The organism is Pseudomonas sp. DNDY-54, assembly GCF_019880365.1.
GTDB lineage: Bacteria > Pseudomonadota > Gammaproteobacteria > Pseudomonadales > Pseudomonadaceae > Stutzerimonas > Stutzerimonas stutzeri_P.
The window spans coordinates 1912714-1923162 of the sequence record NZ_CP082271.1; the positions used below are offsets into that span (position 1 = coordinate 1912714).

Sequence of the window (10449 nt, forward strand, 5' to 3'; positions counted from 1 at the left end):
TACTCTCGTAGAAGGGCCGCGTTACACCAAGACCTGGCGAGTGCTGGCGATAAGCTCATGCACCTGTTGCTCCACATCCGGTGCGGTGGCGTGTTCCGGGCCGCGGCCGCGTGGACACGGCAAGCTAGCGGTGGTGCCGAATAATCGGCAGATCAGCGGGCGCTCGGCGTAGGCTTCGCAGCCATGTGGGCCGAGGTGCACGCAATCCCAATTCGCCAAAGCGGCGTCGTGTTTGGCGTCGCTGCGGTGCGGCAATCGCGCCATCTCCTCGGACGACGCTGTCACTGGTCCGCAGCAGTCGTGGCAGCCGGGCTCGCAGGCAAACCCGGGGATCTGTCGGCGCAGCTGATCGATCTTGCGATTGGCACAACTCATGCGAGGGCGTCTTAGAAAAAAGGGGCGCGCATGGTAGTCCCCAAACGTTGGCGATTCGTAGCGCGCGCGTTTTTTTTACACGGGCGAGTCGATGATGTCGTCCCAGTCGTGATGCTTCTTTACGTAGTCGGCAACGAACCCGCAGACCGGTACGACGCGTTTGCCACGCCGGCGGGCATCGTCGAGTGACTCGCGAACCAGCTTACTGCCCATGCCTTGCCCAGACAGGCTCTGGTCGACCTCGGTGTGTGTGAACACCCGACGCAGGCCATCGTCTTGATATTCCGCGAAACCGAGGGCCTGGCCGCCGATCTCCAGCACGTAGCGGTGAGCATTCTCGTCGTGACGTACAGTGGCGTTGTTGTCATTCATTGCGTTACCTCTGGCTAGTGGGTGAGCGAAAGCTGTGTTCGAACCACATGATTTGGGCTAGAGACGATCGACCAGATCCCTCCCCATGTCGCATCCGCGCTCGAGCGCCTCGTCGAAACTCCGGTAATGCTGCGTTTGGTCGACGCTGACCGGGACGATGATCTCGCGATCCTTCACCACTTCGGCACCGACGGCCCAGAGTGTCTCGCCAAAGGTTTCGTACTCGTAGCCGGTGATGTGCACGATCACGTCGTGGTCTCTATAGACCAACCGATGGCTATGCGGGATCTGGTGGTCGCTGCCGCTCGGGATGTGAGCTGGCGTCTCGAAGTAGGGCTGCTCGGCGTCTGGTTTAACGGCCTTGCTCATGCTGGACCTCCTTGGGTTATCTGAGTTGGTCCCGAGGCGGCAGCCGATCGTTCCCGTTGCGGTCCCGGTTGCGATGAGCGTGCGGCGGTCAGGGTCGACCTGGACGGAGCTGTTTCACGCTGCAGGTGGCATGGCGTATTGGAAGCTAACCATTGGAAGCGGGTCTTCGTCGGTAGCCGGAACGGCTACTGAACCGCTGACGCGCCTGGCGAACTCGAAGGGATGACCCATAAGTTCTGCAAATCTGCAGATCGGGTCTGCGGGTTTTCCTTGTTGTGCTCCTGTGTCATCTGGCTAGGATCGGCCGAAACCTCGCGCCGATGACCGGCGCACCTGAAAATCTGAGAGAGAGTCCCATGTCAGAACGCGAAATCGTCATTGTCGGCGCTGTCCGAACCGCTATCGGCTCCTTTGGTGGCGCGCTGAAAGACGTCGACCTGACCACTCTTGCCACCACAGCCTGCCGCGGCGCGCTTGAGCGCTCGGGTACGCCACCGGATGCCGTTGGCCACGTGGTGATGGGTAACGTGATACCCACCGAACCGCGCGATGGCTATCTGGCGCGCGTTGCAGCAGTCGATGCCGGCATCCCGTTGGAAACGCCTGCGTTCAACGTCAACCGGTTGTGTGGTTCTGGCTTGCAAGCGGTGATTTCAGCCGCGCAATCCATCCTCCTGGGTGACACCGACGTCGCCATTGGTGGCGGTGCCGAGAGTATGAGCCGCGGCCCCTTCATCCTGCCAAACATGCGCTGGGGCGCGCGCCTCGGCGATAGCCAGGCCATCGATTACATGAACACGCTGCTGCATGATCCCTGGGGCAAGTTCCATATGGGCGTGACAGCAGAGAATGTCGCCGAGCGTTATGGCATCAGCCGTGAGCAACAAGACGCGCTGGCGCTCGAGAGTCAGCAGCGAGCGGCCCGTGCACTCGAAAATGGCTATTTCCGCGAACAGATCGTTCCGGTCGAAATCCGCGGCCGCAAGGGTTCCAGTCAGTTCGACACGGACGAGCATCTGCGGCCAGACCTGACGGCCGAACGTCTCGCTGCGCTAAAACCAGTTTTCAAGAAAGAAATTGGCACCGTGACCGCGGGCAACGCTTCGGGCCTCAACGATGGTGCTGCTGCCCTGGTGCTGGCCGAGGCGGGGCGCGCTCGGTCGCTTGGGTTGACGCCGATGGCCCGGCTGGTCGGCTACGCCCACGCGGGTGTTGAGCCTGCGTATATGGGAATCGGTCCGGTTCCCGCGGTGCGCATACTGCTCGAACGGACCGGGATCCGCCTGGACCAGATCGACGTGATCGAAGCCAACGAAGCGTTCGCCGCCCAGGCCTGTGCCGTGATGCAGGAGCTGGACATGGATCCGGCTCGGGTCAATCCCAACGGCTCGGGAATTTCCCTAGGCCATCCGGTGGGTGCGACGGGTGCAATTATCAGCGTCAAAGCCATTCATGAACTGCAGCGGATCCAGGGTCGCTATGCGCTCGTGACGATGTGCATTGGCGGTGGGCAGGGGATCGCGGCACTTTTCGAACGCTGTTGAACGGCTCGTCAGGCGCAGCGATTTCGATTGAAGATTCCGGCGGGGCGGCCGACAAGCTCAGGCGAGGGTGATATCTACGCACGAGACCGGCTTTCCCACAGGACTATTCATGAACAACGCATCCGCCACCAACGCCTTATCGCTTCTGCTGTTCACGCTGCGCAGTGGCAAGCAGATGGCGATCAATCTGTTGAAGGTCAGCGAGATCATTCCGACCCCCGCGCTGACCCGGCTGCCAGAATCACACCCCCATGTGCGCGGCGTCGCCACCCTTCGTGGCCAGCCGTTGTCGGTGATCGACTTGAGTATGGCCATTGGCATGGCGCCCCTGCAGGACCCCAAAGGAGGCTGCCTGATCGTCACCGAGATCAGCCGTTCGAAGCAGGGATTGCACGTGCAGGCAGTGGTGAAGATCGTGCATATCCAATCGTCGAAAATTCTGCCGCCGCCCTACGGTGCGCGGCACAACTCGTTTATCACCGGCACGGCTGAGGTGGACGGCGAGCTGATTCAGATCCTCGACGTGGAGAAGGTCATCCACAATATCGCCCCGGTTCCAGGCGAGGCGGACATTTCCCACCTCGATGATCAGGATGCCCAACTGCTTACTGAAACTCGCGCCTTGATCGTGGATGACAGCCAGGTGGCCATTCACATGTCGGTTTCAGCGCTGACGAAAATGGGCGTCACCTGTCATGCGGTCCGCAGCGCCCGCGAAGGATTCGCCAAGCTCGACAGCCTGAAGGACAGCTACGAGGCGATCAACGTCGTGGTCTCGGATATCGAAATGCCAGAAATGGACGGCTATTCGTTCACCCAAGCGCTGCGGAACCACCCGGACTACGCGTCGATTTACGTGCTGTTGCACACGTCGCTGGACAGCACCATCAGCACCGACAAAGCCAAGGCCGCCGGCGCCAACGACATCCTCACCAAGTTTTCACCCCCGGAAATGGCCAAGTGCATGCTGCGCGCCGCTCGGGTAGTGCACCTGGGCGAAGACAGCTCGGTGGCTTGAGCCCGGCGCCGCACTTATCGTGATAATGGCCCCAGCGACCTCGGGGCCGTCGGAGCATAACGTCATACCACCAAGCGGCTGACAGCCAAGCCCGTTGTCCCCGTACCCCGCTTCAGCCAGCGGTGGCCGTGGTGCCAGTATGCACTTGGCAAACTGCCGGTCGCCGCTTACCGCTCAGTTGGTCGTCTCCCTCCGTCGTTGCCACGACTTCTCGAAACGCTCCCCGTCGAGCGCGCCGTGGGACTGCGCCTCAATGGCACGTAGAATGAGCGCTTCAAAACGGTAAGGACGGCGAACGGTGGACCTGCAGCAGGGCTTTGTCCTCACCCGACACTGGCGCGACACGGCGGCCGGTACCGAGGTGGAGTTCTGGTTGGCGACCGATGCCGGGCCGCGTCGCCTACGCGTACCGAATCAACCGTCGGTGGCTTTTGTCCCGGCGGAGCAACGGCGCAAGGTTGAGATGCTGCTCAAGGGCGAGCGAGACGTCGAACTGCGCCCGTTGAATCTGACCGATTTCCGTCACCGTTCAGTGGTCGGTTTGTATTGCAAGCAGCACCGTCAACTAATGGGGCTCGACAAGCGCCTCCGCAGTGCCGGGCTTGATGTATACGAGGGCGACATCCGACCGCCCGAGCGCTATCTGATGGAGCGCTTCATCACTGCGCCTGTGAGTTTTACCGGGCAACCGAATGCTGACGGCGTGCTGCTGGACGCGCAAATAAAGCCGGCACCGGGCTATCGTCCGCAGCTCCGGCTCGTCTCGCTGGACATCGAAACCACCATGCGCGGCGAACTGTATTCCATTGCGCTGGAAGGCTGCGGGCAGCGCCAGGTCTACATGCTCGGCCCAGCGAACGGCAACAGCTCCGCCGTGGATTTTGAACTGGAATATTGCGACAGCCGTAAACGGCTCATCGAGCGGCTCAATGAGTGGATGGCGCTGCACGATCCGGACGCCATTATCGGTTGGAATCTGGTGCAGTTCGATCTGCGCGTATTGCGCGACCAGGCGCAGCGCTACCAGGTTCCGCTGCGCCTGGGGCGGGGCGGTGAAGAGATGGCCTGGCGCGAGCACGGCAGCCGGGGCAATCACTTCTTCGCAGCCGCCGCAGGCCGGCTGATCATTGATGGTATCGAGGCGCTTCGTTCGGCGACCTGGAGCTTTTCCTCGTTCAGCCTGGAAAATGTCGCGCAGACACTGCTCGGCGAAGGCAAGGCCATCGACACGCCGTATCAGCGCATGGATGAAATCAACCGCATGTTCGCCGAGGACAAGCCCGCGCTCGCGCGCTACAACCTCAAGGATTGCGAGCTGGTCACGCGGATTTTCGACAGGACCGAGCTGCTGACCTTTCTGCTCGAACGTGCAACGGTCACTGGGCTGCCGGCCGACCGTAGCGGCGGATCGGTGGCGGCGTTCGAGCATCTCTACATCCCGCTGATGCATCGCCAGGGCTTCGTTGCGCCGAACCTTGGTGAGCGACCGCCGGAGGCCAGCCCCGGCGGTTTCGTGATGAACTCGCAGCCAGGCCTGTATGAATCGGTGCTGGTGCTGGATTACAAGAGTCTGTACCCCTCGATCATTCGCACGTTTCTCATCGATCCGGTGGGGCTGGTCGAAGGCATGCGGCGGCCGGAGGATAACGACTCAGTGCCAGGCTTTCGCGGTGCACGGTTCTCCCGTACGCGACATTGCCTGCCGGCGATTGTCGAGCGCGTCTGGGAAGGCCGTGAGACGGCCAAGCGCGAAGGCAACAAGCCGTTGTCCCAAGCGTTGAAGATCATCATGAATGCCTTTTACGGGGTGCTCGGCTCCAGCGGCTGTCGGTTCTTCGACCCGCGCCTGGCCTCGTCGATTACGCTGCGCGGCCACGAGATCATGCGGCGCACCCGCGAACTGATCGAGGCTGAAGGCTACAGCGTGATCTACGGCGATACCGACTCCACGTTCGTATGGCTCAAACGCGCGCACAGTGACGAGGAGGCGGTGCGTATCGGCACGCATCTGGTGCAGCAGATCAACCGATGGTGGCGCGAGCACCTACGACAGCAATATGGCTTGCAGAGCGCGCTGGAGCTGCAGTACGAGAGCCACTTCAAGCGTTTCCTGATGCCCACCATTCGCGGGGCGGAGGAGGGCAGCAAGAAGCGCTATGCGGGGTTGGTGTCACGTCCCGATGGCACCGATGGCCTGGTTTTCAAGGGGCTGGAAACGGTGCGTACCGACTGGTCGCCGCTGGCCCAGCAGTTCCAGCAGGAGCTGTACCGCCGCATTTTCAACCGCGAGCCTTACCAGGACTACGTGCGCAACTATGTCCAGCGCACCCTGGCCGGTGAGCTGGACGAGCTGTTGATCTTCCGCAAGCGCCTGCGCCGACGCCTGGATGACTACGAGCGCAACGTGCCGCCGCATGTGCGCGCCGCCCGGATCGCCGACGAATACAACCTGCAGCACGGCCGCCAACGGCAGTATCAGAACGGCGGCTGGATCAGCTATCTAATGACGGTGGCCGGCCCGGAACCGCTCGAAGTGCGGCGGGCGCCGATCGATTATGGGCACTATGTTGACCGCCAGCTGCAGCCCATTGCCGACGCCATCCTGCCGTTCGTGAATGACAGTTTCTCAGCGCTGATTGACGATCAGCTTGGGCTTTTCTGAACGGTGACGGTCCTGGTCAACGCTCGGTATCGGTATCGGTCCGGTCCGGCCGTCGCGCCGTATAACGCTCAGCGAGACGTTCTGCGGGCACGCCACAGGCGAATTGAAACGCCAGCCATCGATTGCGCAGTGAGCGGCGCCACCAGCCGTCGCGGTGCCATCGTCGTGGATCGACGCGGACGCCGTCCTCCAGCCGCGTAAATCGCCCTTCGCTGCGAAGGCTTTTCACCAGTTCGACTTCTTCGAACAACGGCCAGGGACTGTGCTGACCACAGCGTCGGTAGGCCTGCGCCGTCACAAACAAGCCCTGATCCCCGTAGGGCACGCCGACATGATTGCGGAGGGTAATCAGCCGCTCGAGCAGAGAGCCCTGCCAGCCGGGCTTCCCGGCGAAACGAAACCTGAAATAGCCACCACTCACACCCGAGCCGAGAGCCGCCTGAATCGAGGACAGTGGATTGCCGTGTAGATGGGCGTCGGCGTGCAGGAACCACAGGATCGGAAAGTGCGCCTGGCTGGCACCTAGCCGGAGCTGCTTGCCGCGACAGGGCTCGGTCGGCAGCCAGGCCGCGTTGTGGCGCAGGCAGAGCGCCCTACAGGTTTCACTGCTCGCGCCGTCCACGACGACGATTTCGCCACCCAAACCAGGCGTCTGGAATAGCGAGGCCAGGTGCGGGAGCAGCTGCGCAAGAGGCAGCTCGTCACGCCAGCACGGAATGATCACGCTGATACCGATGGGTTCAGACATCATTGCGGATTCCGAGACGTTCAAGCGTGGCGAGCAATGCCTGACGCGCGGGACGACAGTCGTCGCGAAGCGCCTCGGCCAGGTCGTTGAGGTCTTCGGCATGGTCGATATCGAACGTCTCTCCGGCAACGGCAACGCTGTACCCGGCCGCGCGGCACAGCTGCGCGAGGGAACTGCCGAGTCGCTCCGTGCTCCAGGGCAGGTCGCGGAGGTCCGGCCAGGGACGAGAGGAGGCCATCAGCACGACGCCGCCGTCGCGGGCTGACATCAGCACCGTGTCGAAGCGCTGCAGCAGCGCAGCGACGTGCAGGTAGTCGCATTGGCGCAGGGCAGGGCAGTCACTGCCGATGTACATCAGCCGGTGCTGGCCAGCGCTGCGCAGGGTACGGTCGAGCGCATTCAAACGCTCCCCGAGATTACCGTCCCCTTGTGCCACACAAGTCGCGTGGCGATTCAGCGTTTGCGACCAGCCTAGATGCTGCGGATTATCTGGTGCGATCGCTGTTGGGCCAGGCCATTGCTGCAAGTCTTCCAGTGCGCAGGCGAGCAGGGCCTGCGCCGCCTGCAGTGCAGCCTGCTGCCCCAACGTAGCGGCCAGTCGCTGTTTCGCATGGCCCGGCGCTGGGCGCTTACACACCAGAATCAGGCAGGGCTCGGCCGGATCGAACGTCACGTCGCTCTCCTTTCGCTAAAAGTACGCATCAGCTTTGACTATTCTGAATGTGTGCTGCCGGTTTTTCGCGGTTATGCGGGCGTAACCTTGAGACGCTGGGGAATCGAAACAACTGACCACAGGAGTCGCGATTGCCATGCGTAACACCTTGCCGTTGCTCGATGCGCTGAACTTTCCCCCCCTCCAGCGGGGGCGGCTGGAGGCGTTACAGGTCAATCTAACCTACCGCTGCAATCAGCGTTGCCTGCACTGCCACGTCAATGCCGGGCCGACACGCGAGGAGGCGATGACCGACGAAAGCCTGACGTTGCTGCATCAGGTCATTGATGCACATCCGGTGCAGACGCTTGATTTGACCGGTGGTGCGCCAGAGATGCACCCGCGCTTTCGAGAGCTCGTCACCCATGCCCGCGGCGAAGGGCTGCGCGTGATTGACCGTTGCAACCTGACCATTCTGAGCGAGCCAGGTTATGAAAACCTAGCCGAATTCCTGGCCGATCAGCGCGTGGAAGTAACCGCCTCGTTGCCCTGTTACTCCCAGGAAAATGTCGATCGGCAGCGTGGTGATGGGGTGTTCGAAGCCAGTATCAGCGGGCTACGCAGGCTCAATGCATTGGGCTATGGAGACGACGCGAGCGGGCTGATATTGAACCTGGTCTACAACCCGCAGGGACCATCACTGCCTCCAGCGCAAGGTCCGCTGGAAAACGACTACAAGACGCATCTCGCCGACGCGTTCGGCATTCGCTTCAATCATTTGCTGACCATCACCAATCAACCAATTGCTCGATTCGGCAGCACGCTGGTGAGCAAGGGGCAGTTCAACGGTTATATGCAACTGCTGCGTGACAGTTATCGGCCAGAAAATCTGGACGCCGTCATGTGCCGCACGCTGGTGAGTGTGGACTGGCAAGGCTACTTGTACGACTGTGATTTCAATCAGATGCTGAACTTGCCGATGGCGTTTCCCCGGATCATCAGCCGGGAACGTGCGCACCTGCGCGATTTGCTCGCGATGCCGGCCCTGGATGGCAATCCGATTGTCACTCGCGACCACTGTTACGCCTGCACGGCGGGACAGGGATCTAGTTGTGGCGGTGCGTTGCGCGACTGATCGGCGCAAGAAGGCGTTAAAGCGAACTATTCATCTCCTATCCGCCAAGCACGTATGTATGGGACAGCAGTTGTTGCGCTCCAGTACCGCCAAGTCCGATGAATATCCGCATGCGTATTTTAGTATTGAAAGTATTCATATGTGGAGTATCCTGTTCGTAGTGGAATTCAACAGGCGGAGCTGAAGATGAAACTCGAACAGGCGGTCACCAAGCCGGACATTACCTCTCCGGATGCGGGGCGAGTTGCGCTGACGTTCTTCTTCAACCTGATGCGGTTGTGGAATTGCAGCGCCGAGCAGCAACGCGTTCTGCTTGGCTCGGTGGGCAACACGACCTATTTCAAATACAAGAAGCTTCCGGAAGTTCGTTTGCCGAGGGATACGCTGGAGCGTATTTCCTATCTGATGGGCATCCATAAAGCGCTGCGCATCCTGTTCAGCAATCAGGCGGAGCGGGCATACGAATGGGTGCACAAGCCTAACGATACCGCTCCCTTCAACGGTATGAGCGCGCTCGAGTACATGCTGGGTGGGCAAGTGGTGGATCTGGCCGATGTGCGTCGTTACCTCGATTGGGTGCGGGGCTGATGCAGGCGATCTTGCCCTCGTGGCGGCGGGCTTACCGCATCATCAATAGCTCGTTTCCGCCCCTGGATGTTTACGAGGACACGCTCAGCCCGGACGATCTTGAGATTGCCTTTGCCCTTGAGGCGATGACTAACGACCGTCTGCGAGAGGAGGCCGGCTTGCTGCAACGCGTCTCGCCGGGTGATCGCGTAAGCGGGCCGGGCTCGACGCCAGTAATGGCCGCGTTTACCCATATCGGCAATGCCAGCCGCTTCAGCGATGGCAGCTACGGTGTTTATTACTGCGCCAGTTCAATCGATGCGGCTATCGCGGAAACCAAGTTTCATCAGGAACGTTTTCTTGCAGCCACGCGGGAGGCCAGCGCTGAAATCACCATGCGCGCCTACGTGAACAAGGTCATCAAACCGCTCATAGACGTGCGGAAAATGCCCGAACTGCATCAGCCTGACCCAGCGGCATACGGCAACAGCCAGGCGTTCGCCCGCGAGCATCGAGACGGCAAAACCTGGGGGCTGCTGTATCGAAGTGTCCGGCTGGAAGGGCATGAATGCGTTGCAGCTTTCCGCCCCCAAGCTGTCTCTCTACCGGTACAGGGGCCGCATTTCCGCTACGTATGGGACGGCCGCGCGGGCGCAATTACGCATATTCTGCAGATCAGCGAAATACGGGTCTGAACCCTAGCGGGATGCGTTCTTGAGTCTGGTCAAGTCTTTGCAGGAGTCGGCTCATTAACCTGAGCACTCAGGTGACGCCACGCGAGGCCCCGAAAATGGCCAAGAAATTTCCGATGAACCCACCCCATCCCGAGCGTATCTGCTGGGGGTGTGATCGCTACTGTCCAGCCGACTCGCTCGCCTGCGGCAACGGGGCGGGCCGCACACAACATCCCGCTGAGATGATGGGTGACGACTGGTACCTGTACGGCGACTGGGGGTTCGATTTGATTGCGACCGACAAGCCGGCAGAAAAAGCCGAGTAACGTCCGG

Annotated in this window: 12 protein-coding genes; 7 read left to right on the forward strand and 5 right to left on the reverse strand. The window is 61.2% G+C overall.

Translation table 11 applies throughout. The annotated features are described in order from the left end of the window. Nucleotides 1-21 precede the first annotated feature (21 nt). The 3 genes from K4O48_RS09005 to K4O48_RS09015 all read right to left on the reverse strand — a co-directional run bounded on the left by K4O48_RS09005 (nucleotide 22) and on the right by K4O48_RS09015 (nucleotide 1116). Nucleotides 22-375, reverse strand: a complete 354-nt coding sequence (locus tag K4O48_RS09005; RefSeq protein WP_222911670.1) for a YkgJ family cysteine cluster protein — start codon at nucleotides 373-375, stop codon at nucleotides 22-24. A gap of 75 nt (nucleotides 376-450) precedes the next feature. Then, nucleotides 451-747 (reverse strand): GNAT family N-acetyltransferase, encoded by a 297-nt coding sequence (locus K4O48_RS09010; protein ID WP_222911671.1) that lies wholly within the window; start codon nucleotides 745-747, stop codon nucleotides 451-453. 57 nt (nucleotides 748-804) lie between these two features. After that, nucleotides 805-1116 carry a hypothetical protein gene (locus tag K4O48_RS09015; protein WP_222911672.1) on the reverse strand — a complete coding sequence of 104 codons (312 nt, stop codon included), beginning with the start codon at nucleotides 1114-1116 and terminating at the stop codon, nucleotides 805-807. Between the two features lie 356 nt (nucleotides 1117-1472). Between K4O48_RS09015 and K4O48_RS09020 the strand changes: the two genes are divergently transcribed. The 3 genes from K4O48_RS09020 (at nucleotide 1473) to K4O48_RS09030 (ending at nucleotide 6340) form a co-directional block, all read left to right on the forward strand. Continuing rightward, entirely contained in the window at nucleotides 1473-2660 is a 1188-nt protein-coding gene (locus K4O48_RS09020; RefSeq protein ID WP_222911673.1) for an acetyl-CoA C-acyltransferase family protein, read from the forward strand. A gap of 109 nt (nucleotides 2661-2769) precedes the next feature. Then, a complete protein-coding gene (locus tag K4O48_RS09025; RefSeq protein ID WP_222911674.1) occupies nucleotides 2770-3678 on the forward strand; it encodes a chemotaxis protein CheV in 909 nt (302 codons plus the stop codon). Nucleotides 3679-3976: 298 nt separating this feature from the next. Beyond that, on the forward strand, nucleotides 3977-6340 hold the full coding sequence (locus K4O48_RS09030; RefSeq protein ID WP_222911675.1) for a DNA polymerase II: 2364 nt from the start codon (nucleotides 3977-3979) through the stop codon (nucleotides 6338-6340). Nucleotides 6341-6356: 16 nt separating this feature from the next. Here the strand turns inward: K4O48_RS09030 and K4O48_RS09035 are convergent, their stop codons facing one another. Both K4O48_RS09035 and K4O48_RS09040 read right to left on the reverse strand, forming a co-directional pair. After that, on the reverse strand, nucleotides 6357-7091 hold the full coding sequence (locus tag K4O48_RS09035) for a hypothetical protein (RefSeq protein WP_222911676.1): 735 nt from the start codon (nucleotides 7089-7091) through the stop codon (nucleotides 6357-6359). Next, entirely contained in the window at nucleotides 7081-7761 is a 681-nt protein-coding gene (locus K4O48_RS09040; protein WP_222911677.1) for a DUF2064 domain-containing protein, read from the reverse strand. Before K4O48_RS09040 ends, K4O48_RS09035 begins: the two co-directional genes overlap by 11 nt. A gap of 136 nt (nucleotides 7762-7897) precedes the next feature. Between K4O48_RS09040 and arsS the strand changes: the two genes are divergently transcribed. The 4 genes from arsS (at nucleotide 7898) to K4O48_RS09060 (ending at nucleotide 10442) form a co-directional block, all read left to right on the forward strand. Further along, nucleotides 7898-8875: an arsenosugar biosynthesis radical SAM (seleno)protein ArsS gene (gene arsS, locus K4O48_RS09045; RefSeq protein WP_222911678.1), complete on the forward strand. Its 978-nt coding sequence runs from the start codon at nucleotides 7898-7900 to the stop codon at nucleotides 8873-8875. 186 nt (nucleotides 8876-9061) lie between these two features. Further along, nucleotides 9062-9463, forward strand: coding sequence for an MbcA/ParS/Xre antitoxin family protein (locus K4O48_RS09050; protein WP_222911679.1), 402 nt, complete (start codon nucleotides 9062-9064; stop codon nucleotides 9461-9463). Next, entirely contained in the window at nucleotides 9463-10137 is a 675-nt protein-coding gene (locus tag K4O48_RS09055) for an RES family NAD+ phosphorylase (RefSeq protein WP_222911680.1), read from the forward strand. Before K4O48_RS09050 ends, K4O48_RS09055 begins: the two co-directional genes overlap by 1 nt. A gap of 95 nt (nucleotides 10138-10232) precedes the next feature. Further along, the gene (locus tag K4O48_RS09060; protein WP_222911681.1) at nucleotides 10233-10442 is read left to right on the forward strand and encodes a DUF3079 domain-containing protein; all 210 of its coding nucleotides are present in this window, start codon (nucleotides 10233-10235) and stop codon (nucleotides 10440-10442) included. Nucleotides 10443-10449 lie beyond the last annotated feature (7 nt).